The sequence below is a fragment of the Ottowia sp. genome (assembly GCF_047601385.1).
Classification (GTDB): Bacteria; Pseudomonadota; Gammaproteobacteria; order Burkholderiales; family Burkholderiaceae_C; genus Ottowia.
In genome coordinates this window covers 2,731,936-2,754,693 of the sequence record NZ_JASGJP010000001.1, presented here as the reverse complement: position 1 = coordinate 2,754,693, position 22,758 = coordinate 2,731,936, and the positions used below count along the sequence as shown (strand labels likewise).

Here is a 22,758-nt window from a genome sequence, read left to right as displayed (position 1 = left end):
CCTTCTCCACACGCCGCACCATGACCTCAGCCAAGAGCGCCGCCTTCCCCGACTTCCCCACCACCCTGTGCGGCCCACTGCGCCAGCCGCGCCAGATGCTGGCCGAGCAGACCTACGGCGGCCACAAGTCCATCCACGACGACAAGACCGCAGGCGACCTGGGCCTGCGCGCCGGCCCCATCGAGGGGCCCACGCACTTCAGCCAGTTCGACCCGCTGCTGGCCGGCCTGTTCGGCCAACGCTGGTTCGAGAGCGGCTGCATCAGCGCGCACTACCAGAACATGGTGGTCGAGGGCGAGCAGGTGCGCGCCTTCGTGCAGCCGCCCGCCGCTGGCGAGGCGGTGGCGCGCATCTGGGCCGAGAAGGCCGACGGCACGCCGGTGCTGACCGGCACCGCCTCGGTCGGCGATGTGCCGGGCGGCGCGCACGAGATCCCGCAGCGCATCGCCAAGCTGCGCCCGCCCAAGGGCTTGGTGATCAACCGCGACCTGAAGGTGGGCCAGCGCGGCGCCGAGGCTGAAACGGTGGCGATGGACTTCGACCAGCACATGGGCCACTACTACCCGTTCACGCTGGCGGCCAAGCTGAAGGCCATCACCGAGCCCTCGCCCTGGTACACGCGCGAGGGCGGCGCGGCCTCGCCCTGGGGCCGCGCCATCGTCCCGATCGAGATGATCAGCGTGCTGCTGGGCAGCAGCATGGACCGCGCGGCCCTCGGCGGGCGCGGGCCGGCCGTGGGCCTGTTCGCCGGGCAGCAGATCCGGCTGGTGAAAGGGCCGCTCTTCGTCGGCCAGCCCTACGACCTGGAGCGCGAGATCGTCGCCCTGAGCGAGAGCGCCCGCACCGAATCGTTGTGGATCCGCACCCGCGTGTTCGCCGCCGGCACGCGCACCCTGGCGGCCGAGATGATCCTCAACCACGCCACGCTCAAGGCGTCCTACGCCAACTACGATGCCGAGGCCCGTGAACTCGGACTGACAGCCTGATCCCGCATCCCCAAGGAGAACCGCACGTGAAAACCCGCATCACCGAACTCTTCGGCATCGAGCACCCCATCATTCAGGGCGGCATGCACTTCGTCGGCCTGGCCGAGCTGGCCGCCGCCGTGTCCAACGCCGGGGGCCTGGGCATCATCACCGGCCTGACGCAGAAGACGCCCGATCTGCTGGCCAAGGAGATCGCGCGCTGCCGCGAGATGACCGACAAGCCCTTCGGCGTCAACCTCACCTTCCTGCCGACGGTGACCTCGCCCGACTACCCCGGCTACATCAAGGCCATCGTCGAGGGCGGCGTGAAGGCCGTGGAGACGGCCGGCAACAACCCGCAGAAGTGGATGCCGCTGCTGCACGAGGCCGGCATCAAGGTGATCCACAAGTGCACCTCGGTGCGCCACGCGCTGAAGGCCGAGGCCATCGGCTGCGACGCCGTCAGCGTGGACGGCTTCGAGTGCGGCGGCCACCCGGGCGAGGACGATGTGCCCAACTTCATCCTGCTGCCGCGCGCGGCCGAGGAGCTGAAGGTGCCCTTCGTCGCCTCCGGCGGCATGGCCGACGGCCGCAGCCTGGTGGCGGCGCTGGCGCTGGGCGCCGAGGGCATGAACATGGGCACGCGCTTCATCGCCACCCAGGAGGCGCCGGTGCACGAGAAGGTCAAGCAGGCGATCGTCGCCGCCAGCGAGCTGGACACGCGCCTGGTGATGCGCCCGCTGCGCAACACCGAGCGCGTGCTGAACAACGCCGCCGTCGAGCGCCTGCTGGCCAAGGAGAAGGCGCTGGGCGCCAGCATCAAGTTCGAGGACATCATCAAGGAGGTGGCCGGCGTCTATCCGCGCATCATGCAGAACGGCGACATGGACGCCGGCGCCTGGAGCTGCGGCATGGTGGCGGGGCTGATCCGAGACGTGCCGACGGTCAAGGAGCTGATCGACGGCATCATGGCCCAGGCCCACGCGCTGATCGAGCAGCGCCTGGCCGGCCTGCTGCGCTGATGCGCGCCGCCGCCAGTTCACTACATTAATCGTAGCTGCCAGCGCTTGACTGGCGGGCTCTGGAGGCCAAAAAGGCTTGAAGACTCAATCGAAGCGGAAGGCCGAGATCACGACGTCCAGCACCTCGTCGGAGAACACCCGGCGCCCGCGCCCCTCGCCCGCCGCGCCGGCGGCCACGTGCAGCGGCAGCAGGTGCTCCTCGGCGCGCGGCGGGTGCGACAGGCGGCCGGCCGGGCCGCTGGCCGCGGCCCAGCCGGCCAGGCGCGCGTCGCGCTCGGCGGCGGGCAGGGCCACGGTCTCGGTCAGCCAGCGGTCGAATTCCGCGCTGACGGGGGTCGAGCGCGGGTCGCGGTAGCCGCGCATGTTGTGGTAGCTCATGCCGCTGCCGACGATCAGCACGCCCTCGCCCCGCAGCGGCGCCAGCGCGCGGCCCAGGGCGACGTGGGCGCCGGCGTCCAGGCTGCTCAGCAGCGAGAGCTGCACCACCGGCACGTCGGCGTCGGGGAAGGCCACTTTCAGCGGAATGAACACGCCATGGTCCCAGCCGCGCGCGGCGTCCTGCGCGGCGGGCAGGCCAGCGCCGGCCAGCAGCTGCGCCGCGCGCGCGGCCACGTCAGGCGCGCCGGGCGCGTCGTAGCGCAGCTGGTAGGTGTGGGGCGGGAAGCCGCCGTAGTCGTAGATCAGGCCCGGCCGCGCGCCGCTGGTCAGCGTGGGCTGCGCCGCCAGCCAGTGGCCGGAGACGAGCAGGATGGCCCGGGGCCGCGCCGGCAGGCCGGCCGGGATGCCGCGCAGGAAGGCGGCCGTCCGGTCCCAGGCATCGGGCGGGTTCCAGTCCATGAAGAAGCACGGGCCGGCGCCGTGGGGGATGAACAGGGTCGGCTGGCGGTCTGCGGGGGTACTCATGGCGGCTTCACGTCTTCGGCGGGGTGGGAGGGGCAATTGTCCGCCCGCCGCGCCCCGGCGGCCCGGCATCGCGGTGGCCCGCACGGCTCGGCGCCCACGAACGTCGCGCGCATATATCACGGCGTGATATAAAAACAGGCATGCCGACGCGCCGCCTGAGCCAGTCCGACATCGCGCTGCTGGCGCACTTCCGCCACCAGCTGCGGCGCTTTCTGCGCGTCAGCGAGGAGCTGGCGCGCGCGCACGGCTGCACCGCGCAGCAGTACCAGCTGCTGCTGCAACTGCGCGGCTTTCCCGGCCGCCGCTGGGCCAGCATCGCCGAACTGGCCGAGCGCTTGCAGGCGCAGCACCACGGCGTGGTGGCCCTGGTCACCCGCTGCGAGGCGGCCGGCTGGGTCGAGCGCCGCGCCAGCCGGGGCGACCAGCGCCTGGTCGAGGTGCACCTCACGCCCGCCGGCCGCGCGCTGGTGGAGCGGCTGGCGCGGCTGCACCGCGACGAGCTGGCCTCGGTGCGCGGCGGCTTCGCCGTGCCCGGCATCACGCCTCCAGGAGAACCCCCACGATGAGCACCGAAACCGACACCCCCTGGGCCCGCATCGTCGCCGGCGCGGCCGACGCGCTGATCTACGCCGACACTGGCGGCGCCATCCGCGCCTGGAACGGCGCCGCCGAGGCGCTGTTCGGCTTCAGCGCCGCCGAGGCGCTGGGCCAGAGCCTGGACCTGAGATCATCCCCGAGCGCCTGCGCGCCGCCCACTGGGCCGCCTACGACCGCGCCATGGCCAGCGCCCAGGCGCGCCTGGGCGCGCAGGTGCGCACCACGCGCGCCGCGCACAAGGACCAGGGCCGCAAGCTGTACGTGGACATGAGCTTCGGCGTGGTCTGCGACGAAGGCGGCACCGCCCTGGGCTCGGTGGCGATGGCACGAGACGCCACCGCGCGCCACCTGGCCGAGCAGGCGGCGCGCGCGCAAAAAGCGTGACTTCGGGCAAGGATTCGGGACGCCGGCCTGCCCACGCTGGAGTAGTGCCGCAGCCGCTCCAGCCTGAGGCATCGAGATGACGCCACCCACTCGCCGCCGCATCCCGCAAGGTGCCGATGCGCTGCTGGCGGCGCCGCGCGCGGGCGTGATGATGGTTGATCATGCTGGCGCAAAGCCGCATCTCCATGCGCCTGCTGCACGGCATGCTGGACCCCCTGGGCGTGCACGAGGCCGACTACCGCGCGCCGCCGGCTGGCCATCTGGTGCATCGCCCTCGCCACCGCCGGCTGGCTGGCCCTGGCTGCCGCCGCCGCCGTGCTGGCGCTGATGACCGAGTGGCACGTGGGCCGCGCGCTGCTGCACCGCTGGGTATGGCCGCTGTACGCGGTGTACGCGGGCATGGCCGCCGGCTTCGCGCTGCTGGGGCTGGCGTGGCTGGGCGCGGCCGTGCTGGCGTCGTGGTGGGCCGCCGCGCTGATGTGGATCGCCGGCTGGCTGCTGTTCGTGGTGTTCGCCTGGGGGCACCTCACGGGGCCGTGCACTGACGGCGGCAAGGGGTGCGAGGGGAGCCGTTGGATTCATAGCCAAATCGGCCTCCAGCGCCCGTCCATCAAGCGCTGGCAGCTATTTTTAGAGTAGCAAACAGCCAACGCATAGGCACGGCGCTGGAGCTGCGGTGGCCCGATAGGGTCAAACACTCATCCTTGCATTTCCTACATGTACATGCACGAATTACAAGGATCAGCCCGCGCAGCATGGGAAACAGGCCCTGCGGCAAGTGGTCGTCCCTGATTTATTCAAATCCGAGCCCCTGCATGGCGTTGGTCTGGAGAATTGAGAGGCGACAGAAGCAAAGTGCGCAGCACCGTGCGCCAGTTCGGTGATGCGCCCGCCATCTCGCACAGGCGCAAATAAAGCTGCCGCAGGAGGGCGATGCCCTTCTTGGCGATCTTCCTCAGCAGCCAGCGGATGTTGTAGCCGGCCGCACACAGCAGTGCATGCAGCGGTTCATGCGGTGATCACTCTTGAGGTGCCCGATGATTGGTTCGATCGCCTGACGCCGCTTCAGCTGCGTTTTCTCCTGTGCGCTGATTCGTCTGGCCTTGGCTTGAGATCGACGGCCACGTTGATGGTCTGCGCCAGCAACTCCTCCACGCCTTCTTCGCCCAGCAACTGGCGAAACTTCACCAGGGGGGTGGCGTCGCAGGGCTGGCGGTCTTCGTAGCAGGCACAGCCCGAGAAGAACTGCCAGCGGGGCGTGTCAGCCCAGCGTGGGCCTTGCGCACGAGCAGGTGCGCGACCCGCGCCTCCATCTCCTGCCAGGGCATGCGCGAGGCCAGCACCGCCAGCGGATGGCGCAGCTCGATCATCTGATCGATGCGCGCACGGAAGAAATCGTCGGTGGCCGGGCAGGCAAACATCACGGCAGAACTCCCAGGAAACAGCCCCTATTGGAAATCAAACCGGCAGTTCAGAACATCGGCACTCACCCAGGAAACCAGTGTTCATGCGGGTTCCACGGGTTCTTCAGGGACGACGAATTACAAGTTCGTTGCTCTACCTCTGAGCCATCCAAAGGTGCCGGCCCCGGGAATCGAACCCGGTCACCCTGGCGGGCGCTCTCCAGAGCAAGGCGGTATCGGCTGCCTCCGGCGCCGCGGCATGCGCGGCGACCCACGGTGGTGACACCGGGCGCCGCGCACCGACGGGGCGGGCCTGGCGGCCCCAACCCCTGGCCTGTAAGCGTTGCGCCCTCGACAGCAGATGCGTTGACGCGCCTGCGAGCGTGTTGATGTTCTCAATGCAGGCGCGAGTGTTTCGGCAGCCGCGCGGCCAGCCACTCATGCACGTCGGCGCGGATGTGCCGGCCTTCGAGCAGGAAGCTCTCGAAGCGGCTGGGCACGTAGGGCAGATAGACCAGCGGCATGCCCGCCTCCTCCGGCGTGCGGTCGGCCTTGCGGCCGTTGCACGCGGCGCAGGCGGCCACCAGGTTCATCCAGCTCCATGCGCCGCCGCGCGAAGCGGGCACGATGTGCTCGCACTGCAAGGCGCGCTCGGCCTGCACCTGGCCGCAGTAGGCGCAGGTGTGCCAGTCGCGGCGCAGCAGCCGGGTCTTGGTGACGGCCGGCACGATGTCGAACAGGTTGACGCCGGCCGCGCCGTGCAGCGCGATGATGGGCGGCACCTCCAGCACCGACGGCGCGCCGCGCGGCACGTTGAAGCCGCCGCGCAGCACCGCCAGCGGCCCGCTGCCCTCGGCCCAGGCCACCGCGCCCCGCGCCACGTGCGTGGCCGCCTGCGCCAGCGTGATCCACGCCTGCGGCGCGCCCTGGATGTCGAGTTGCAGCACCTGGCTGTAGCGATGCGTGTGCATGGGGGCCTCCTTTCCGCGGCCTTGAGAAATGAGATGGGAGCGAATGGGGTGTCCAGCCGGACTCGAACCGGCGGCCTTCGGGGTCACGACCCGACGCGCTGACCGACTGCGCCATGGACACCAGAAAAAAGAATCACCATTCGCCGACGAGGCGCACGCGCTCGTCCAGCGGCAGACGGTCGGCTCGTGCGCGCCTGAGCGCCGCCGGCAGCCACAGCCGCGCGGTCAAGCGCAGCACGCGCCGCGCGGCCGGCAGGTGAATCGCCGGGATCACCGCCGGCACGGCCTGGGATTGCAGCTTGCGCATGCGGGTCACTCCTTGAACGATGAAGGGGATGGAAGCGCGGGCGGGATTCGAACCCGCGGTGATGAACGGATTTGCAATCCGTTGCCTTCGACCTCTTGGCTACCGCGCCGATGAAGAAACTGGTGCCGACAGAAGGACTCGAACCTCCCACGCCCTCGTCTTCGGCGAGGCGCTCTACCCGCTGAGCTATGTCGGCGCTGTGCTGGTCTGGGCGGCTGGCTTCGATCCAGCGTCCTCCTGCTTCCAAGGCAGGCCGTCTACCTGGCTGACATTACGCCCAGAGAACTCAAAAAAATGTCCACTTCGGCTGTGTCCGCGCGCGGGCACCCCGTCGGGTGCGGTGGTCCGCTGCACGTGGCGCCGGCCGGGCTGCCGCGCACATGGCCGCCGCCGCCCTCACCGGCGGTTGCGACGACGGCGTGCGCGGGCACAGCCGAAGTGGGGCGAGGCGCCGCGCATCGCGCGGCCCCGCCCGGTTCGTTGCAAGCGGGCTGTCCGCCAGTACGGCGCCCGGTCTTGCGGCAAGTTGTTAAAGAGCCATCGGCGCGGTGCGATCACCGCGCGTCGAGAAAAGAACTGAGAAAAAGAAACGGCCCGGAAACCTCTCGGTCTTCCGGGCCGCTGTGGGCGCCTGCATCAGGCGCCCGGCGTGAAGGGCATGCGTCTAGGCGATGCCCTCCCCCGGAAGGGTGAAGTCCTCAAGCCGCGGAAAACGGCAGGCATGGTTCATGGGCCGATTCCCCGAATGCCACACGCCGCACGGCGCCCAACCGGCGCGCGCCATCGCGCCGCTGCCGAAGCAGGTGCGTGTGCGGATGACGTATGCGGTTTTCACGATGAAGCCTTGAGAAGTCCGGTTGAAAAAATGGCTCCGAGGAGCGATGGGTCGTGACTGTAAAGAGTCTTTACTCCATCGTCAAGTGCGGCGAGAATCTTTTTTAATCTGTTGCGATACATCGACATTCCGCCCGTGTCCGACTTCACCCTCGTCCGCCGCCAGAACGTGCTGGCGCTCTTCCAGCTTCACGCCGAAAACGCGATGGCGCAGGGCGCCGCCCCCAAGGGGCTGGAGCAGGACTTCGCCGCGCGGCTGCAAATCTCGCCCAGCATGTGGAGCCAGATCAAATCGGGCCGGCCCATCGGCAATAAGCTGGCGCGCCAGATCGAAGTGCTGTGCGGCAAGCCCACCGGCTGGCTGGACGAAGCGCACGACGACGCGCCGCCCTCACCCGATGAAAAGGCCTTCATGAATCTGGCCCTGGCCGCCTGGCGCGTCAGCAGTGCGGCGGGGCGGCGGGCGCTGCGCAAGCAGATGCGGGGAGTGGTCGATGGGAGTGGCTGAGACACGCCATGCACCATGCAACGCTCAAGCCCAGGGGTCGATGACCTTCAGGCGAGGGACGGCCAGGTAGGGCCCGGTGTCGCGGGTAGCGACGTACATGCCCCTGGCCGCCGCGATGGCTGCGATGTACCCATCAGGCACCGGAAAGCCCCGGCCGGCCTTGCGCGCCTGCGCTGCAATGGTGCTGTACTGCCGGGCAGCGGGTTCGTCATAGGGCAGCACCCGCCCCTGGAAGTTGGCATACAACTCCTCGTAGGCGGCACGCAGCATTTCCTTGCGCTTGCCGTCGGGCATGGCTTCCACGCCGAACAGGTTCTCGGCGATGGTGACGACGGTGATGAACAACGTGTCCGGCGCCTGCCGGTTGAGCCAGCGCAGGGCATGGGCGTCCGGCTCGGGTTTCAGAACTTCCGAAACCACGTTGGAGTCGAGGACGATCATTCAACGTCCATCGGCGTTGCGGGGCGGCAGTCACGTACGGCGCCCGCCTGTTCGATGTCTTGCGCGGTCACGCCATGCTTGCGGCCGATAGCCGTCAGCTTGTCGCCAAAACCTTCGGGGTGCGCCTTGGTGAGCGCAGAAGCAATGATGTGCCTGGCTTCCTCTTCCATGCTCCGGTTGTGCAGGTGGGCCTGGAGCTTCAGGGCATGCCTGATGCCTTCATCGATCTTTCTGATGGTGAGCGTTCCGGACATGGTTCACCTCCTGGGCGAGTGAATGCAGGCATTTTGACGGAATGCATGCATGCGTCAAGCTGCCCTGGCTCGGCGCACTCACCCCCTCGCCAGCAAACCTGCCACCCTTTCACGCAAGCCCTCCGGCGTCACCTCCCCCATCGGCACCGCCTCGCCCACGTTCAGCCCCACGCGGTTGAAAAGGCCGCGGCGGAACGGCCGCACCATGGCGCCGCCCTGCTCGATGCGGCTGAAGTAGGAGCCCCACAGGTTGGTCAGCGCCATCGGCACCACGGGCGTATTCACGCCGTCGGCGCGGGCCTGCTCCAGGATCTTCATGATGCCGCCCTTGAAGGGCTGCAACTGGCCGTCGCGCGTGATGCCGCCCTCGGGGAAGATGCCCAGCAGGTCGCCCTCGCGCAGCACCTTGGCCGCCTCGTCGAAGGCGCGCTGGTAGGTGGCGGGGTCGTCCTTCTGCGAGGCCACCGGGATGCACTTGGCCAGCCTGAAGAGCCAGCCCAGCACCGGCACCTGGAAGATGCGGTGGTCCATGATGAAGCGGATGGGGCGCGGGCTGGCGGCCATCAGCAGCACGGCATCGACGAAGCTCACGTGGTTGGCCACCAGCACGGCCGGGCCTTCGGACGGGATGTGCTCCTCGCCCTGCACCCGGTAGCGGTACACCAGGCGCGTGGCCACCCAGGAGACGAAGCGCAGCAGGTATTCCGGCACCAGCAGGAAGATGTAGGCGGCCACCACGGCGTTGGCGAGGCCGGTGATGAGGAAGATCTGCGGGATGCTGAAGCCCGACTTCAGCAGCGCGCTCGCGATCAGCGCGCTGCCGATCATGAACAGCGCGTTGAGGATGTTGTTGGCGGCGATGATGCGCGCGCGGTGCGTGGGCGCGCTGCGCAGCTGGATCAGCGCGTACATGGGCACGCTGTACAGGCCGGCGAACAGGCTGAGCAGCGCCAGGTCGGCCATCACGCGCCAGTGCGCGGCCTGCGCCAGGAAGCTGCCCAGCGTGTGGCCCGCGTGCGGCGGCAGCCCGCGGGAGGCGAAGTACAGATCGATGGCGAACACGCTCATGCCGATGGCGCCCAGCGGCACCAGGCCGATCTCCACGTGCCGGTGCGACAGCCGCTCGCACAGCAGCGAGCCGGCGCCGATGCCGATGGAGAACACCACCAGCAGCAGCGAGGCCACCTGCTCGTTGCCGTGCAGCACGTCCTTGGCGAAGGCCGGGAAGTTGCTGAGGAACACGGCGCCGAAGAACCACATCCACGAGATGCCCAGCAGCGAGCGGAACACGGCGATCTGCCCGTGCGCCAGCTTCAGGTTGCGCCAGGTCTCGCTGACCGGGTTCCAGTTGATCGCCAGGCCCGGGTCGGTGGCCGGCGCACGCGGGATGAACTGCGCCACCACGCGGCCCAGCACCGCCAGCGCTACACAAGCGATAGCTACCGACGCATGCCCCACCTGCGGCAAGGCCACCAGGATGCCGCCGACCACGTTGCCCAGCAGGATGGCGACGAAAGTGCCCATCTCGACCATGCCGTTGCCGCCGGTCAGCTCGCGCTCGTTCAGCACCTGCGGCAAGTAGGCGAACTTGACGGGGCCGAACAGCGTGGAATGCAGCCCCATCAGGAACACGCAGGCCAGCAGCACCGGCACGCTGGCGGCCATGAAGCCCCAGGCGGCCAGCGCCATGATGGCGATCTCCAGGTTCTTGACGAGGCGGATCAGGGCTGTCTTCTCGTACTTGTCGGTCAGCTGCCCGCTGGTGGCCGAGAACAGCAGGAACGGCAGGATGAACAGCGCCCCGATCACCATGCCGGCCAGCGCCGGCTCCAGCCAGCTCACGCTGAGCTGGTAGGTCACCATCACGGTGAAGGCGAACTTGAACAGGTTGTCGTTGGCGGCGCCGGAAAACTGCGTCCAGAAGAACGGCGCGAAGCGGCGCTGGCGCAGCAGGGCGAACTGGTTGGGCGCGTCGTGCGGTGCGGCAGGCAGGGCCTGGGTGGCGGCCACGGCGGCGGTCGGTTGACTCATGATCGGAAGTTCCTCTGGGGATGCGTCGCTTCGGTGTTGCCGGCGCATTGTGAGGGCTGCGGCACGTCGCGGTGAACGTCGCGGTACAGCAGCATGTCGATCAGCCGCTCCTCCTTGTCGGCATCGAATCCGCAGCGCCCATGCCATTGCCGCGGGTTCTCGTAGGTGCCGAACAGCATGTCCCACCAGGTGATGTCGCCATAGTTGTTGCGGTGGCGGCCGTGCTGGTGGTGGATGCGGTGCATCTCCGGCCGCTGGAAGAACCAGCCCACCCAGTGCGGCGTGCGCATGTTGGTGTGGTAGAAGAATTCGCCCAGCGCGGTGCACAGGGTGTAGACCGCGCCGGCCCGCGGCGACAGGCCGAGCAGCGCGTACACCAGCAGGCTGCCGATGATGGCGTTCACCACCATCTCGCCCGGGTGCTTGTAGAACGAGGTGATGACCTCCAGCCGCCGCGGGCTGTGGTGGATCTGGTGGAACAGGCGCCAGAGCGTGTCGTTCTCGTGCCGGACGCGATGCCACCAGTAGAAGACGAAAGTCGCCACGAAGTACGCCAGCACGCCGCCGGCGGCGGGCGACAGATGCGCGCTGAGATGCAGCAGCGACGCGCCGGACAGCCAGCGCTCCCACGTCACGCCGGCCAGCAGCACCACGGCCAGTTGCGCGGCGTTGATGGTCAGCACGCGCAGCGGCCAGGTGCGTATGCGCGGCAGCGGCCAGCCGGGCCAGGCGCGCTCCAACACGAAGCACAGGACGAATACGAGAAGAATGATGGGCAGCATGGGGAACTCTCCGGTCAAACGCAGGCCGCAGGCTACGCAGCGGCGCGGCCCGCGATGCGCGAAATGCGCCCCAGCGTCCGCTTCCGCGCCCAGCGGTATCGCCACGCGATGCTCTAATACCGCCCATGAGCACCACCGCCGACCTCGTCGCCGCCGTCAAGAAAGAGCTGAAGGCCGCCCAGATGACCTACGCCGACCTGGCGCGCGCGCTGGGCATGGCCGAGTCCAGCGTCAAGCGCATGCTGGCCAAGGGCGACATGCCGTTGTCGCGCGTCGATGCCATCTGCCGCGCGCTGAAGCTGGACTTCGCCGAGCTGGCGCGCCGCGTGGCCGACGCGCAGCCGCTGCTGAAAGAGCTGACGGCCGAGCAGGAGCGCGCCGTGGTGCAGGACGAGAAGCTGCTGCTGGTGGCCATCAACGTGCTGAGCGGCTGGACGCTGGAGCAGATGACCGCCGCCTACCGCCTGACCGAGGCCGAGGTGGTCAAGTACCTGGCGCAGCTCGACCGCATCGGCATCATCGAGTTGAAGCCGCTCAACCGCTACCGCCTGAAAGTGGCCAAGACCTTCCGCTGGCGCCCGCACGGGCCGGTGATGCAGTACTTCCGCGAGCACGTGGTGCTGGACTACTTCGGCGGCGGCTTCGACGGCGGCGGCGAACACCTGCAACTGGTACACGGCAGCATCAGCCGCGCGCTGGCGCCTTCGTTCGTGGAGCGCTTGCAGCGCCTGGCGCAGGACTTCGCGCAGCAGCACCAGACCGACCAGAAGCTGAAGGCCGCCGAGGTCGAGGGCTACACGCTGGTGCTGGCGATGCGCTGCTGGGAGTTCGCCGCGTTCACACGTCTGCGGCGTTGAACTACATTTTTGATAGCTGTCAGCGATTGTCAGGCAAGGGCGGATTCAAGTCCAAGTGCAACATTGATTCAATGCACGGAGTCCCCGCGCTGGGTCAATAGTTGTAGGTGCTGAGCATAGACCTCAAGCGGAGTGCGGTAGCCCAAGGTCATCCTGGGACGGCCATTGAGCTCATCGGCGACGGCATCAAGCTGCTCCTGCGTATAGCCGCTCAGATCGGTGCCTTTGGGGAAGTACTGGCGCAGCAGCCCATTGGTGTTCTCGTTGCTGCCCCTCTGCCAGGGGCTGTGGGGATCGCAGAAGTACACCTTCATGCCCGTGTTCTGGCTCAGCCTGGCGTGCTCGGCCATCTCCGAGCCTCGGTCATAGGTCAGGGTTTTGCGCATAGGGCTGGCAATGCCATTGAGCTTGTCGCTGAACGCCTGCAGCACGTGCGCGGCCGTGGCCGGGTTGGGATGTGGCAGCTTGACCAGCAGCACCAGGCGCGTGGTGCGCTCCACCAGCGTGCCGATGGCGCTGGCGTTGGCCGCCCCCTTGATCAGATCGCCTTCCCAGTGGCCGGGAAGCTGGCGATCCTCGACCTCGGGCGGGCGCACGTGGATGCTCATCAGAATCCTGGATCTCCCCGCGCCGATCCTTGCCCTTGGAGCGGGGCCAGCGTTTGGCATGGGCCATGCGCAAGCACGACACCAGCTCTTTCTTCAGCTCGCCCCTGGGCTGGGCATAGATGCAGGTGTAGATGCTCTCGTGTGACGCTCTCATGCGCTTGTCATCGGGGTGCAGGGCCTTCAAGTGTCCTGCAATCTGCTGGGGTGACCAGTGCTGGCGCAGATGCTCGCACACCAGTGAGAACAAGGAGCCATCGCGGTGCAGCTTCGGTAACGGCCGGGCAAAGCGCCTGCGTCTGTCGCTGCGCTGCTGGGCGTACTTGGAGGTGTAGCCCTGGGCACCTCCATTGCGCTTGCACTCACGGCTGATGGTGCTCTTGGAGCGGCCCAGCGCTCTGGCTATGGCGCTCTGGCTCTGCCCTTGCTGCAGGCCCAGCGCTATCGCGTAGCGCTCCATCTCACTGAGCTGCTCGTAGGTTCTTTCGGTCATGGATGCCTCAATTCTGAAGGGGGTGTTGCACTTCAGATTTGAGGCCGCCAAGCTCTGAAGGCCTATTTCGCTCAAAAGAATGACTTACGCCGGCACGCTCGTCCAGCCCAGGCCGGGGCTGGGCACGCGCACGCCGTCCAGCTCCAGCCAGTGCGGCACCAGCGCGCCGGCGGCCTGCGCGTCGCGCACGAAGCTGTCCAGCGTGCGCACGCGCGCGGCGGGCACGCCGGCGGCATGCAGGGCGTCCTCCCACGCCTGCGCGGTGCGCGTGCGCAGGGCGGCGGCCAGCCGGGTGCGGAAGGCATCGGGATCGCGCGCACGGGCGAAGCCGGGGCCCTGCACCAGGTCGTCCCCGGCCTGCGCGGCCGGCCAGCCCAGCACCTCGTAGAGCTTCGCGATCTGCCGCGGCGTGTTGGCGCCGATGGCGATGAAGCCGTCGCTGGCCTCGAAGTATTCCGCCGCCGGGCTGCCCGAATAGCCCTTGTTGCCGACGCGCGCCGGCGCGCTGCCGCCGGCCATGACGTCCACGCTGAAGGGGTACATGAGCTGCAGCGCCGCGGCCCACATCGACACGTCCACGTGCCAGCCCCGGCCGGTGCGCTCGCGTTCCTGCACGGCGGCGGTGATGGCGAAGGCGGCGAGCACGCCGGTCATCACGTCGACGACGGGGAAGCCCGTCTTCACCGGCGGGTCGCCCTCGCCGCCGGCCAGCATGGCCATGCCGGTGAGCGCCTGGATCACGTGGTCGTAGGCGCCGCGCCGCGCCCAGCCGGCGTGCTGCGTGCCGTAGCCCGAGATGGCGCAGGAGATGAGGCGCGGGTTGCGCGCGCGCACCGCCACATGGCCCAGGCCCAGGCGCGCCAGCACGCCGGGGCGGAAGTTGTCCACCAGCACGTCGCAGCGCTCGGCCAGCGCCAGCGCCTCGGCGCGGCCGGCCTCGGTGTGCAGGTCGATGGTGCGGCACTGCTTGCCGGCGTTGAAGGCCGCGAACTGCGCGGCGCCCTGGGCCGAGCCGCGCATCACGTCGCCGCCCGGCGCCTCCACCTTGACGACGGTGGCGCCGAGCTGCGCCAAGTAGAAGCTCGCCAGCGGGCCGGCGATCACGTGGCTGAAATCGACCACCTGCACGCCCGCCAGGGGCTGCATCGGGGTATCCGCGGCGGTCATCGGAACACCTCCGTGCTTCGCACTGCGGTGCGAGCGCCCTTCGGAGCGGCCGGGCGGGCGCTCATGAGGTGACCAGCCGCGCGGCCTTGACGATGCGCGCGTACTTGCGCGTCTCCTCCGCCATGAAGCGGCCGAAGTCGGCCGGCGAGGCGCTCAGCTCCACCAGCACGCCCGCGGCCTCGTGGTCGGCGCGCACGGCGGGGTCGGCGTAGGTCTTCTGGTAGGCGCGGAACAGCACGTCCACCACCTCGGCCGGCGTGCCGGCGGGCGCCCACACGCCGCCCCAGGAAGACAGCGCCAGCTCCTCCTTGCCCAGCGCCTCGCGCAGCGTGGGCACCTGCGGCAGCTGCGCCAGGCGCTGGCCGCCCGAAGTGGCCAACGCGCGCACGCGCCCGTCCAGCACGTACGGAATGGCGGTGGAGACGATGGGAAAGGCGAACTGCGTGGCGCCTTGCAGGATGCTGGGGATGATCTCCACCGAGCCCTTGTAGGGCACGTGCACGGCCTGCACCTGCATGGCCTGCTCCAGCGCCGCGCCGGTCAGGTGCGCGGCGCTGCCGATGCCGCCCGAGGCGTAGTTGAGCGCGGCCGGCCTGGCGCGGATGGCGGCCACCAGCTCCTGCACCGTCTTCCATGGCGCATCGGCCGCCACCACCAGCAGCGCGGGGCTGAAGCCGGTGCAGGTGACGGGCGTGAAATCCTTCAGCGGATCGAACTTCACCGAAGGCTGCATCAGCTTCTGCACGATCTGCGCCGACGAGCCCAGCAGCAGCGTGTAGCCGTCGGCCGGCGCGCGCGCCACGTTCTGCGCGGCCAGGATGCCGCCGGCGCCGACGATGTTCTCCACCACCACGCTCTGGCCCAGCGCTTCGGCCAGCCTGACGCCCGTCTTGCGCGCCAGCACGTCGGGGCCGCCGCCGGCGGCGAAGGGCACGATGGTCTTCACCGGCCGGCTGGGGAAAGCCTGCGCACGCGCCGGGCGCCACAGCGCGGTCGCGGCCAGCGCGGCGGCGCCGGCAAGCATCCGGCGGCGCTGCGCCGGCGGGGAACGGGAATCGGGCATGGCCAGTCTCCTGCGGTCGTTGTCGTGCAGCCAGTCTAGGCATGCAGGCCGATAAGCAAAATACACACTTTCTTATCCACCGATAAGCCACGCCATGACCACCGACCCCGTCCTCGCCAGCCGCATCGGCCACCTGCGGCTGCGCGACCTGATGCTGCTCGACCACATCGCCGCCACCGGCTCGCTGCGGCGCACGGCCGAGCGGCTGCACGTGACGCAGCCCGCCATCACGCAGGCGCTGCGCGGGCTGGAGGCGGCCTTCGGCGCGGCGCTGGTGGACCGGCAGGCGCGCGGCGTAGCGCTGACGCCGGCGGGCCAGGCGGCGCTGCAGCGGCTGAGCGCCGCGCGGCATGAGCTGCTGGCCGCCCAGGCCGCCGCGCAGGCGCCGGCCCGCCCGGTGCTGCGCGTCGGCTGCGTGCCGCTGGCGGCGCTGCGCTTCATGCCGGCGGCGCTGGCGGCCTTGCAGCGCGATGCGCCGCACGTGCGCGTGGAACTGCACGAAGCCACCGTCGCGCCGCTGTGGCAGGCGCTGGGCACGGGCGCGCTGGACGCCATCCTCAGCCGGCTGCCGCCGTCCGACGAGCCGGCACTGATGTTCGACGACGCGGTGGTGCAGCTGGTGGGCGACGAACGCTTCGCCTTCGTCGCCGGCCCCGGCCACCGCGCCGCGCGCGGCCGGCAGACGCTGCGCAGCCTGGCCGGCCACGCCTGGGCGCTGCCGCCGCAGGACAGCCTCACGCGGCGCGCGTTCGACGGCCTCTACCTCGACGCCGGCCTGGCGCCGCCCGAGCCGGTGGTGACCTCGGTGTCGTTCCACACCAATCTGCACCTGGTGGCCACGGGCCGCTTCATCACGGTGGCGCCGGAATCGGTGGTGCGGCGCTACGCGCCCACGCTGCGCCTGACGCCGCTGCGCGTGCCGGCGCAGCGCGGGGCGGGCCGGCTGGCGTGGGTGTACCGCGGCGGCAAGCAGCACGACCCAGCGCTGGCGGCGCTCACGGCCTGCATCGCGGAGGCGGCTTCGCTCGCATGATGGCCGATGATTCCGCCGCGCCCGATGCCGAGGCCGCCATCGGCCCTGCCGGCGATTGCTACCCTATCAATAGCTGCCAGCGCTTGCTGAATAAGCGCTGAGGGCCAATTCAGGCCCTCAGCGCCGCGCGCATCAGCCGGCGCTGCCCACGAACACCGTCAGCACGCCGGTGTAGCCGTACAGCTGCTGGCGCGCGATCTCGCCGCCGGCGAAGAAGCCGGTCAGCGGCACGTCGCCCAGCGCCTGGCGCACGGCTTGCAGCTCGGCGCCGGGGGCGCCGAAGTGCGCGCCGCCGCGGCCGGCGCAGCTGACGTAGACCGCGCCGCGGATGCGCCGCGCCGGGTGCGCCGCCGCCGTCTCGTGCGCGGCGGCCAGGGCGACGGCGGCGCTGTGCGAGACCTCCTCGGGCTCCAGCTCCTCTCGGATCTCGGCGCAGATGCGCATCAGGTCGGCGCGCGCCGCCGCCGGGTTGCGCTGGCAGAAGGCCGCGCGCATGCCCTCCTCCACCGTGTCGGCGACGGCCACGCCGCGCCGCGCCGGATCGACGCCGACGATGTGGCGCACCCGCACGTCGGCGCCGAAGTGGCCGGCGCGGCCGAGGCCGTGCTCGCCAGCGTCCGACAGGCCGATCAAGGTCTGGCGCAGCGCGGGCAAGGCGCGCTGCGGGTGGTTGCGGTCAACGCCGAGGTCGCGCAGCAGCACGTCGAGCGCGGGCTCGCCGTCCAGCGCCAGCAGCAGGCGGCCGTCGGCCGCCGTCACGGCGCGCGCGGGCGCCACCGGCTGGCAGCCCTGGGTGACGCGCGAGACCAGCGCCACGCCGGCGCCGAAGGCCACGCCCGACAGGCCGCCCTTGAACACGCCGCCGGCCGCGCCCTGCCCCGGCGCGTTGCCCTGGCCGGGGGCGGCGAACTGCACCGGCTCGCTGCGGCTGGCAGCCAGACCGCCGAACAGGGTGCCGGTGGCGGTGCGCGCGGCCATCTCGGCGATCATCTCGGGCAGGTCGGGCATCCGCGCGTCGGCGTGCACCAGCGCGGCGTGCGGCGCGAAGCCGCGCCCGGCGGACAGCGGCGCGACGCCGGAGAACACCCGGTACTGGTCCACCTGCAGCTCGCACAGCATGACGCTGAGCGCGGGCTCGTCGATGTATTCGGCGCCGCTGGCGCACACGCCGACGCCGACGGTGCCGGCCCAGTCGGACACCTCGGGCAGCTCGGCGCTCAGGTGGTCGAGGATGGCGGCGGCGTGCGGCGCGTAGTGGTCGGTGATGTAGAGCAGGCCGAGCGTGGGCGCGCCGGCGTGGCCGGGCAGCGCCATCCGCGCGCGCAGCTGCGCCAGCACCAGCCCGCAGGCCATGGGCCATTGCGGGTGGGTGGCATGGCCGCAGGGGAACAGGGTCATGCCGGCGGGGGTGCGCGGCGCTGGTTCAGCGGCGGCCGAGCTTGAAGGCCGGCGGCAGCGGCCAGCCGGCCAGCGGCGAGCGCGGAGCCGGCTTGGCGGCCTTCTTCGCGGAGGGGACCGCCTTGGCGGCAGGCTTGGCGGCGGCCTTGCGGGCAGCCTTCTTGGCCGGCGCCTTCTTGCGCGCGGCCGGTTTCTTGGCGGCTTTCGGGGCCTCGGCGCCCGCCTGGTCTGCGCCGGCAGCTGCTGAATCAATAGCAGTCTCGGCGGCGGGCGTGGCCTCTGGGGCAGCGCGCCCGGCCTCGCGCAGCGCGCTGGCGGCGATCTGCTGGAACTGCTGGGTCAGCGCGCCCCACCACTGCACCGGGTCGGCCAGGCCGGCGGCGGGCGCGGCGGCTTCGGCGGCCTTGCCGGACGCGCGGCGCGCCGGTTTGGCGCGGCGGGGCCGGCGCGCGGGCTCGGCCGGCGGTTCGGCGGCCGGGGGCTCGGCTTCGGCGGGGGCCGGTGCGTAGGGCCAGGCGGAAGACTGCGCGGGGGCGTCCTTCGCGGCCGCCGGCGCCGTGGCCGATGCGGGACTGCCCGTGGGCAGCGTGAAGGCCTTGGCCACCTCGGTCATGCTCACGTTCATGCCGCGCAGCGTGGCCAGCGTCATCTTCTGCACCTCCAGCGCCTGGATGGTGGCCTTGACGGCGACGACGTTCTGCTCCAGCCAGAACTGCACGGCGCGCAGATCCTTGATGCGGCGCTCCAGCTCCTCGACGCTGACCGTGGGCGCGACCCAGTTGCCCAGGCCGGCCGCCGCGCCGCGGGCGCCGGGCCGCTCGGCGGCAAGCTTTTGCAGGAAGTCGAACCCCGGGATGAACTTGCCGAGATCGAACGCGTTGGCATCACTCATGGCTGCGCCTTTCATGGTCGTTGGGGCCGCCGCGCACGCTGCGAACGCGGTCTCCTCACGGCGGCTGCGCGCAGCTTAACGCAAAGGCGCGCCGGCGCGCGGATCAGTGCTTGTGCTCGTGGGCCGACGCGGCGCCGGGCGCGGGCTGCGCGGCGGCGCGCACCGGCACGCGCACCTCCTGGCGCACTTCGGCGCCGCGCGCGTCGCGCAGCACCAGGGTCAGCGGCACGGTGCTGCCGGGCATGAGCGGCGCGCGCAGGTCCATCAGCATGAGGTGGTGGCCGCCGGGCCTGAGTTCCACCGGCTGGCCGGCGGGCAGGTCGAGCGCGGGCACGGCGCGCATCTTCATCACGTCGCCCTGCATCGCCATTTCGTGCACCTCGGCCACGCCGGCGGCGGGCGTGCTGGCGCCGACCAGGCGCGCGCCCTCGGGCGCGGTCAGCGTCATGAAGGCGCCGGTGCCCTGCTGCCCCGGCACGGTGGCGCGCGCCCAGGCGCTCTCGACCTTCACGGTCTGGGCCAGGGCGGCGCCGGCCAGCAGCAGGGCAGCGGCGGCGAGCAGTGTCTTGATTTCACGCATGTTCGTTTCTCCGGTCGGGATGAGAAGGCAGTGGGAAAAGCGCGTCAATGCGCGTGCGCATGCGCCGGCGCGGCGGCGGGCCGCACGTCCAGCAGCGCGGCGGGCCGCTTGAGCCCCCGCGTGTCGGTGCCGCTGGCGGGCACCTCGGCCCAGTCGTTGGCGCCTTGCGCGCACTGCTGGTGCACGCGGAACCACAGCGGCCCGGGCTGCGCCGGCAGCTTCACGCGCAGCACGAACTCGTCGTAATGCGCATCGGCCAGCGAACCGCCCTGCCACGCCCACTGGGTGACGGCGCCGGACGCCGGGTCGGTGCGCGCCGCCAGCGTCCAGCCCGGCTTGGGCATGGGGTGCGCATGCAGGGCGCCGGGCGGCAGCGTGACGGTGAGGGCCTGCGTGGGCGAGCCCTCGCAGCCGTGGCCGACGCGCAGCACGGCCTTGTAGTAGGTGCCGGCCTCGGCGCTGGGCTGCTCCAGCGTGATGTGCGCCTGCGCGCCGGCCGCCGCGCCCAGCAGGGCGGCGGCGATGAAGAACCTGGTCATGGAAAACCTCCTGAAGATCGACGGGAAAGCCGCCACCCCGGTCCGGGCGGAGCGGGCGCGGCTTGCGGGTGACGACGGTTCAGGAGACAGCGGGCGGCCCGCGCGCCGGCAGCGGCGCCCCGGCCTGCGCCACCACGGGCGCGGGCGGGTGCGGCGCGGCCGCTTGCGGCGCCTGCGCGCTGGCCGGCGGCCGCACGGTCGGCGGGCAGGCGGGCGGCGCGTCGGCCAGCAGGCACAGCGCGCAGTCGAGCGTGGCCTGGCCGGCCTCGGCCAGGCCGTCGCCGGTATCCACCAGCAGCTTCACCGCACCCGACGCGCTGCACACCAGCTGCATGGCGCGCGGCCGCACCAGCGGCGAGGCGGCCGCCGCGCCCAGCGCCAGCGCGAACCACGCCAGCGCCAGACGGGCGATGAGGCGGTGCAGGCGGCGGGGCGGCATGCGGCGGATTATGGGACACGTCCAATCCGCGACTGCGCCAAGCCACGGTGCACGCTACGCTCGCGCATCGCACCACAAGGAGAACCATCCATGCTCAAACTCTGCGGCTTCGCGGCCAGCAACTACTACAACAAGGTCAAGCTCGCGCTGCTGGAAAAAGGCCTGCCGTTCGAGGAGGTGCTGGCCTGGGTCGGCGAGACCGACCGCGCCGCCAGCCCGCTGGGCAAGGTGCCCTACGCCATCACCGACGAGGGGCCGATCAGCGAATCGACCGTGATCCTGGAGTACGTGGAAGACCGCTACCCCGAGCACCCGCTGATGCCCGCCAGCCCCTACCAGGCCGCCAAGGTGCGCGAGCTGCTGCGCTACCTGGAGCTGCACCTGGAACTGGTGGCGCGCAACCTCTACCCCGAGGCGTTCTTCGGCGGCAAGGTCAGCGACGGCCTGAAGGCCAAGCTGCGCCCGCAGCTCGAAAAGAACATCGCCGCCTTCGGCCAGTTGGCGAAGTTCGCGCCCTTCGTGGCCGGCGACGAGTTCACGCTGGCCGACTGCGCCGCCGCCGTGCACCTGCCGCTGGTGGCCAGTTGCAGCAAGATCATCTATGGCGAGGATCTGCTGGCCGCGCTGCCCGCCGCGCGCGACTACCTCCAGCGCATGGGCGAGCGGCCGACGGTGCAGCAGGTCAATGCGGACCGCAAGACCAACACGGGGTTGATGCTGGCGAAGATGAAAGCCAAGTCTTGAGCCAAATCGGCCTCCAGCGCTTACTGGACAAGCGCTGGCAGCTATTATTTATATAGCTATCAGTATTTCGGCGCGCGCCGCTCGCGCAGGGACGCCACGCCTTCGTGCACGTCCGGCCCGCCGAAGCCCATGAACTCCAGCGCCAGCGAGGTGTCGAAGCTCGGGCCCGCCTGGCGGTACCAGTTGTTGAGCGAGTACTTGGTCCAGCGGATCGCGGTGGGGCTGCCGGCGGCCAGCCTGTCGGCCACTTCGTAGGCTTTGGCGAGCAGCTGGTCGTCATCGACGGCCAGCGACACCAGGCCGATGCGCTCGGCCTCCTCGCCGGTGACGGCCTCGCACAGCATCAGGTAGTACTTGGCCTTGGCCATGCCGCACAGCAGCGGCCAGCAGATGGCGGCGTGGTCGCCGGCGGCCACGCCCAGGCGCGTGTGGCCGTCGACTATTTTTGCCGTGCGGGCGGCGATGGAGATGTCGGCCAGCAGCCCCGCCACCAGCCCCGCGCCCACGGCCGGGCCGTGCAGGGCGCTGACGATGGGCTTGTCGCAGTTGATGACGTTGTAGACCAGATCGCGCGCCTCCTTCCACACGCGGGTGCGCACGGCGAAGTCGCTGGCCATGTCCTGCACCAGCGCCAGGTCGCCGCCGCCCGAGAAGCCCATGCCCTCGCCGCGCAGCACCACGGCGCGCACGCTGTCGTCCTTGTCCACGTCGCGCCAGATCTCGGACAGCTCCCAGTGGCCGTCGTGGCCGGCGGTGGGCAGCTTGCCGTTGGCGGCCTTCATCTGCAAGTCGATCACGCCGCCGTCCTGGCCGCGGCGGGTGATGTGGAGGGTCTGGTAGCGGCCGTAGTCGATGGCGGGGGTGCTCATGCGGGGCGTCTCCTGCTGCGGGGGTGAAAGCGCGGATCGTAAGCGCTGGGCGGTACTTCGCCGCGCGTCACAATCGCGCTCGCCATGGCCTACACCTTCGTCTCCGCCACCATCCTGCTGCTGCTCATCACCGACCCGGTGGGCAACATCCCCATCTTCGCCAACGCGCTGAGGGCGGTGCCGGCCGAGCGCCGGCCGCGCGTGATCCTGCGCGAGGTGCTGATCGCCTTCCTGCTGCTGCTGGCCTTCATGTTCGTGGGCGACGGCTTCCTGCGGGTGATGAACCTGTCGCAGCTCTCGCTGCAAGTGGCCGGCGGCGTGGTGCTGTTCCTGATCGCCATCCGCATGGTGTTCCCGCCGCCCCCGCGCCCGGCCGGCGACGAACCGGCGGGCGAGCCGCTGATCGTGCCGCTGGCCGTGCCCGCGCTGGCCGGCCCCTCGGCGCTGGCCACGGTGATGCTGCTGGTCAGCCAGGCGCCCGAGCGGCGCTGGGAATGGGTGGGCGCTCTGTCGGTGACGATGGCCGTGTGCGCCGTGGTGCTGCTGCTGGCCGAGCGCCTTCAGCGCCTGGTGGGCACGCGCGTGCTGCTGGCCGTGGAGCGGCTGATCGGCCTGATCCTGGTGGCGCTGGCGGTGGAGATGCTGCTGCGCGGGGCGCGGCTGTTCTTGCAACAGAA

General features: G+C 70.6%; 25 protein-coding genes, 4 tRNA genes and 4 pseudogenes. 11 read left to right on the top strand and 22 right to left on the bottom strand.

The window, feature by feature from the left end; all coding sequences use genetic code 11:
* Window positions 1-20 precede the first annotated feature (20 nt).
* Entirely contained in the window at window positions 21-986 is a 966-nt protein-coding gene (locus QM772_RS13490; RefSeq protein ID WP_415137278.1) for a hypothetical protein, read from the top strand.
* Window positions 987-1,012: 26 nt separating this feature from the next.
* On the top strand, window positions 1,013-1,987 hold the full coding sequence (locus tag QM772_RS13485) for an NAD(P)H-dependent flavin oxidoreductase (protein ID WP_415137276.1): 975 nt from the start codon (window positions 1,013-1,015) through the stop codon (window positions 1,985-1,987).
* 84 nt (window positions 1,988-2,071) lie between these two features.
* On the opposite strand, the gene QM772_RS13480 is transcribed toward QM772_RS13485, so the two are convergent.
* A complete protein-coding gene (locus tag QM772_RS13480) occupies window positions 2,072-2,890 on the bottom strand; it encodes a DODA-type extradiol aromatic ring-opening family dioxygenase (RefSeq protein WP_415137274.1) in 819 nt (272 codons plus the stop codon).
* Window positions 2,891-3,030: 140 nt separating this feature from the next.
* Between QM772_RS13480 and QM772_RS13475 the strand changes: the two genes are divergently transcribed.
* From QM772_RS13475 to QM772_RS13460, 4 genes are all read left to right on the top strand, one after another.
* Window positions 3,031-3,456, top strand: a complete 426-nt coding sequence (locus QM772_RS13475) for a MarR family winged helix-turn-helix transcriptional regulator (protein WP_415137272.1) — start codon at window positions 3,031-3,033, stop codon at window positions 3,454-3,456.
* On the top strand, window positions 3,453-3,758 hold the full coding sequence (locus QM772_RS13470; RefSeq protein ID WP_415137270.1) for a PAS domain-containing protein: 306 nt from the start codon (window positions 3,453-3,455) through the stop codon (window positions 3,756-3,758). Before QM772_RS13475 ends, QM772_RS13470 begins: the two co-directional genes overlap by 4 nt.
* Window positions 3,668-3,871 carry a hypothetical protein gene (locus QM772_RS13465; RefSeq protein ID WP_415139669.1) on the top strand — a complete coding sequence of 68 codons (204 nt, stop codon included), beginning with the start codon at window positions 3,668-3,670 and terminating at the stop codon, window positions 3,869-3,871. Before QM772_RS13470 ends, QM772_RS13465 begins: the two co-directional genes overlap by 91 nt.
* Window positions 3,872-4,198: 327 nt before the next feature.
* Window positions 4,199-4,510: a hypothetical protein gene (locus QM772_RS13460; protein ID WP_415137268.1), complete on the top strand. Its 312-nt coding sequence runs from the start codon at window positions 4,199-4,201 to the stop codon at window positions 4,508-4,510.
* A 305-nt stretch (window positions 4,511-4,815) separates the two neighbouring features.
* Here the strand turns inward: QM772_RS13460 and QM772_RS13455 are convergent.
* The 8 genes and pseudogenes from QM772_RS13455 to QM772_RS13420 all read right to left on the bottom strand — a co-directional run.
* Window positions 4,816-4,982: pseudogene (locus tag QM772_RS13455) on the bottom strand (IS5/IS1182 family transposase); the annotation flags it as partial.
* Window positions 4,979-5,292 (bottom strand): annotated as a pseudogene (locus QM772_RS13450) (transposase); the annotation flags it as partial. The pseudogenes QM772_RS13455 and QM772_RS13450, both read right to left, overlap by 4 nt.
* Window positions 5,293-5,669: 377 nt before the next feature.
* Window positions 5,670-6,245 carry an HNH endonuclease gene (locus tag QM772_RS13445; RefSeq protein WP_415137266.1) on the bottom strand — a complete coding sequence of 192 codons (576 nt, stop codon included), beginning with the start codon at window positions 6,243-6,245 and terminating at the stop codon, window positions 5,670-5,672.
* 44 nt (window positions 6,246-6,289) lie between these two features.
* Window positions 6,290-6,366: transfer RNA gene (locus QM772_RS13440), tRNA-His, on the bottom strand.
* A gap of 12 nt (window positions 6,367-6,378) precedes the next feature.
* Window positions 6,379-6,552: a hypothetical protein gene (locus QM772_RS13435; protein WP_415137264.1), complete on the bottom strand. Its 174-nt coding sequence runs from the start codon at window positions 6,550-6,552 to the stop codon at window positions 6,379-6,381.
* 29 nt (window positions 6,553-6,581) lie between these two features.
* A tRNA-Cys gene (locus QM772_RS13430) sits at window positions 6,582-6,661 on the bottom strand.
* A gap of 11 nt (window positions 6,662-6,672) precedes the next feature.
* Window positions 6,673-6,748: transfer RNA gene (locus QM772_RS13425), tRNA-Phe, on the bottom strand.
* A 7-nt stretch (window positions 6,749-6,755) separates the two neighbouring features.
* A tRNA-Pro gene (locus QM772_RS13420) sits at window positions 6,756-6,833 on the bottom strand.
* Window positions 6,834-7,522: 689 nt separating this feature from the next.
* Between QM772_RS13420 and QM772_RS13415 the strand changes: the two genes are divergently transcribed.
* A complete protein-coding gene (locus QM772_RS13415) occupies window positions 7,523-7,894 on the top strand; it encodes a hypothetical protein (protein WP_415137262.1) in 372 nt (123 codons plus the stop codon).
* A 24-nt stretch (window positions 7,895-7,918) separates the two neighbouring features.
* Here the strand turns inward: QM772_RS13415 and QM772_RS13410 are convergent, their stop codons facing one another.
* From QM772_RS13410 to QM772_RS13395, 4 genes are all read right to left on the bottom strand, one after another.
* Complete coding sequence (locus tag QM772_RS13410; RefSeq protein ID WP_415137260.1) at window positions 7,919-8,335, bottom strand: type II toxin-antitoxin system VapC family toxin; 417 nt, start codon at window positions 8,333-8,335, stop codon at window positions 7,919-7,921.
* The gene (locus tag QM772_RS13405; protein ID WP_415137258.1) at window positions 8,332-8,589 is read right to left on the bottom strand and encodes a FitA-like ribbon-helix-helix domain-containing protein; all 258 of its coding nucleotides are present in this window, start codon (window positions 8,587-8,589) and stop codon (window positions 8,332-8,334) included. The genes QM772_RS13410 and QM772_RS13405 overlap by 4 nt, the downstream gene beginning before the upstream one ends.
* Window positions 8,590-8,667: 78 nt before the next feature.
* Window positions 8,668-10,620 carry an MFS transporter gene (locus QM772_RS13400; RefSeq protein ID WP_415137256.1) on the bottom strand — a complete coding sequence of 651 codons (1,953 nt, stop codon included), beginning with the start codon at window positions 10,618-10,620 and terminating at the stop codon, window positions 8,668-8,670.
* A complete protein-coding gene (locus tag QM772_RS13395) occupies window positions 10,617-11,402 on the bottom strand; it encodes a sterol desaturase family protein (RefSeq protein WP_415137254.1) in 786 nt (261 codons plus the stop codon). The genes QM772_RS13400 and QM772_RS13395 overlap by 4 nt, the downstream gene beginning before the upstream one ends.
* Before the next feature lie 125 nt (window positions 11,403-11,527).
* On the opposite strand from QM772_RS13395, the gene QM772_RS13390 reads away from it, so the two are divergent.
* Complete coding sequence (locus QM772_RS13390) at window positions 11,528-12,259, top strand: helix-turn-helix domain-containing protein (protein WP_415137252.1); 732 nt, start codon at window positions 11,528-11,530, stop codon at window positions 12,257-12,259.
* 68 nt (window positions 12,260-12,327) lie between these two features.
* Here QM772_RS13390 and QM772_RS13385 read toward each other — a convergent pair.
* The 3 genes and pseudogenes from QM772_RS13385 to QM772_RS13375 form a co-directional block, all read right to left on the bottom strand.
* Window positions 12,328-13,357, bottom strand: a pseudogene (locus QM772_RS13385) (IS30 family transposase).
* Window positions 13,358-13,441: 84 nt separating this feature from the next.
* Window positions 13,442-14,524 carry a CaiB/BaiF CoA transferase family protein gene (locus QM772_RS13380; RefSeq protein ID WP_415137250.1) on the bottom strand — a complete coding sequence of 361 codons (1,083 nt, stop codon included), beginning with the start codon at window positions 14,522-14,524 and terminating at the stop codon, window positions 13,442-13,444.
* Window positions 14,525-14,585: 61 nt separating this feature from the next.
* A complete protein-coding gene (locus QM772_RS13375) occupies window positions 14,586-15,587 on the bottom strand; it encodes a Bug family tripartite tricarboxylate transporter substrate binding protein (protein WP_415137248.1) in 1,002 nt (333 codons plus the stop codon).
* A gap of 94 nt (window positions 15,588-15,681) precedes the next feature.
* Between QM772_RS13375 and QM772_RS13370 the strand changes: the two genes are divergently transcribed.
* A complete protein-coding gene (locus QM772_RS13370; protein WP_415137246.1) occupies window positions 15,682-16,620 on the top strand; it encodes a LysR family transcriptional regulator in 939 nt (312 codons plus the stop codon).
* A gap of 132 nt (window positions 16,621-16,752) precedes the next feature.
* On the opposite strand, the gene QM772_RS13365 is transcribed toward QM772_RS13370, so the two are convergent.
* The 5 genes from QM772_RS13365 to QM772_RS13345 all read right to left on the bottom strand — a co-directional run bounded on the left by QM772_RS13365 (window position 16,753) and on the right by QM772_RS13345 (window position 20,468).
* Entirely contained in the window at window positions 16,753-18,018 is a 1,266-nt protein-coding gene (locus tag QM772_RS13365) for an FIST C-terminal domain-containing protein (RefSeq protein WP_415137244.1), read from the bottom strand.
* A gap of 25 nt (window positions 18,019-18,043) precedes the next feature.
* On the bottom strand, window positions 18,044-18,910 hold the full coding sequence (locus QM772_RS13360; protein WP_415137242.1) for a PhaM family polyhydroxyalkanoate granule multifunctional regulatory protein: 867 nt from the start codon (window positions 18,908-18,910) through the stop codon (window positions 18,044-18,046).
* A gap of 103 nt (window positions 18,911-19,013) precedes the next feature.
* Window positions 19,014-19,490: a copper chaperone PCu(A)C gene (locus QM772_RS13355; protein ID WP_415137240.1), complete on the bottom strand. Its 477-nt coding sequence runs from the start codon at window positions 19,488-19,490 to the stop codon at window positions 19,014-19,016.
* 44 nt (window positions 19,491-19,534) lie between these two features.
* Complete coding sequence (locus tag QM772_RS13350) at window positions 19,535-20,029, bottom strand: YcnI family protein (RefSeq protein WP_415137238.1); 495 nt, start codon at window positions 20,027-20,029, stop codon at window positions 19,535-19,537.
* A gap of 79 nt (window positions 20,030-20,108) precedes the next feature.
* Window positions 20,109-20,468, bottom strand: coding sequence for a hypothetical protein (locus tag QM772_RS13345; protein ID WP_415137236.1), 360 nt, complete (start codon window positions 20,466-20,468; stop codon window positions 20,109-20,111).
* Between the two features lie 90 nt (window positions 20,469-20,558).
* Between QM772_RS13345 and QM772_RS13340 the strand changes: the two genes are divergently transcribed.
* Complete coding sequence (locus QM772_RS13340) at window positions 20,559-21,212, top strand: glutathione S-transferase (protein ID WP_415137234.1); 654 nt, start codon at window positions 20,559-20,561, stop codon at window positions 21,210-21,212.
* 59 nt (window positions 21,213-21,271) lie between these two features.
* Here the strand turns inward: QM772_RS13340 and QM772_RS13335 are convergent, their stop codons facing one another.
* Complete coding sequence (locus tag QM772_RS13335; RefSeq protein ID WP_415137232.1) at window positions 21,272-22,081, bottom strand: enoyl-CoA hydratase/isomerase family protein; 810 nt, start codon at window positions 22,079-22,081, stop codon at window positions 21,272-21,274.
* An 84-nt stretch (window positions 22,082-22,165) separates the two neighbouring features.
* On the opposite strand from QM772_RS13335, the pseudogene QM772_RS13330 reads away from it, so the two are divergent.
* A pseudogene (locus tag QM772_RS13330) lies at window positions 22,166-22,756 on the top strand (MarC family protein); the annotation flags it as partial.
* Between the last annotated feature and the right edge of the window lie 2 nt (window positions 22,757-22,758).

Bases quoted from the DNA above. Each gene is read 5' to 3' on its own strand.
- QM772_RS13490 (WP_415137278.1), top strand. From the start codon at position 21: ATGACCTCAGCCAAGAGCGCCGCCTTCCCCGACTTCCCCACCACCCTG.
- QM772_RS13480 (WP_415137274.1), bottom strand. From the start codon at position 2,890: ATGAGTACCCCCGCAGACCGCCAGCCGACCCTGTTCATCCCCCACGGC.
- QM772_RS13475 (WP_415137272.1), top strand. From the start codon at position 3,031: ATGCCGACGCGCCGCCTGAGCCAGTCCGACATCGCGCTGCTGGCGCAC.
- QM772_RS13470 (WP_415137270.1), top strand. From the start codon at position 3,453: ATGAGCACCGAAACCGACACCCCCTGGGCCCGCATCGTCGCCGGCGCG.
- QM772_RS13465 (WP_415139669.1), top strand. From the start codon at position 3,668: ATGGCCAGCGCCCAGGCGCGCCTGGGCGCGCAGGTGCGCACCACGCGC.
- QM772_RS13460 (WP_415137268.1), top strand. From the start codon at position 4,199: ATGACCGAGTGGCACGTGGGCCGCGCGCTGCTGCACCGCTGGGTATGG.
- QM772_RS13445 (WP_415137266.1), bottom strand. From the start codon at position 6,245: ATGCACACGCATCGCTACAGCCAGGTGCTGCAACTCGACATCCAGGGC.
- QM772_RS13435 (WP_415137264.1), bottom strand. From the start codon at position 6,552: ATGCGCAAGCTGCAATCCCAGGCCGTGCCGGCGGTGATCCCGGCGATT.
- QM772_RS13410 (WP_415137260.1), bottom strand. From the start codon at position 8,335: ATGATCGTCCTCGACTCCAACGTGGTTTCGGAAGTTCTGAAACCCGAG.
- QM772_RS13405 (WP_415137258.1), bottom strand. From the start codon at position 8,589: ATGTCCGGAACGCTCACCATCAGAAAGATCGATGAAGGCATCAGGCAT.
- QM772_RS13400 (WP_415137256.1), bottom strand. From the start codon at position 10,620: ATGAGTCAACCGACCGCCGCCGTGGCCGCCACCCAGGCCCTGCCTGCC.
- QM772_RS13395 (WP_415137254.1), bottom strand. From the start codon at position 11,402: ATGCTGCCCATCATTCTTCTCGTATTCGTCCTGTGCTTCGTGTTGGAG.
- QM772_RS13390 (WP_415137252.1), top strand. From the start codon at position 11,528: ATGAGCACCACCGCCGACCTCGTCGCCGCCGTCAAGAAAGAGCTGAAG.
- QM772_RS13380 (WP_415137250.1), bottom strand. From the start codon at position 14,524: ATGACCGCCGCGGATACCCCGATGCAGCCCCTGGCGGGCGTGCAGGTG.
- QM772_RS13375 (WP_415137248.1), bottom strand. From the start codon at position 15,587: ATGCCCGATTCCCGTTCCCCGCCGGCGCAGCGCCGCCGGATGCTTGCC.
- QM772_RS13370 (WP_415137246.1), top strand. From the start codon at position 15,682: ATGACCACCGACCCCGTCCTCGCCAGCCGCATCGGCCACCTGCGGCTG.
- QM772_RS13365 (WP_415137244.1), bottom strand. From the start codon at position 18,018: ATGACCCTGTTCCCCTGCGGCCATGCCACCCACCCGCAATGGCCCATG.
- QM772_RS13360 (WP_415137242.1), bottom strand. From the start codon at position 18,910: ATGAGTGATGCCAACGCGTTCGATCTCGGCAAGTTCATCCCGGGGTTC.
- QM772_RS13355 (WP_415137240.1), bottom strand. From the start codon at position 19,490: ATGCGTGAAATCAAGACACTGCTCGCCGCCGCTGCCCTGCTGCTGGCC.
- QM772_RS13350 (WP_415137238.1), bottom strand. From the start codon at position 20,029: ATGACCAGGTTCTTCATCGCCGCCGCCCTGCTGGGCGCGGCGGCCGGC.
- QM772_RS13345 (WP_415137236.1), bottom strand. From the start codon at position 20,468: ATGCCGCCCCGCCGCCTGCACCGCCTCATCGCCCGTCTGGCGCTGGCG.
- QM772_RS13340 (WP_415137234.1), top strand. From the start codon at position 20,559: ATGCTCAAACTCTGCGGCTTCGCGGCCAGCAACTACTACAACAAGGTC.
- QM772_RS13335 (WP_415137232.1), bottom strand. From the start codon at position 22,081: ATGAGCACCCCCGCCATCGACTACGGCCGCTACCAGACCCTCCACATC.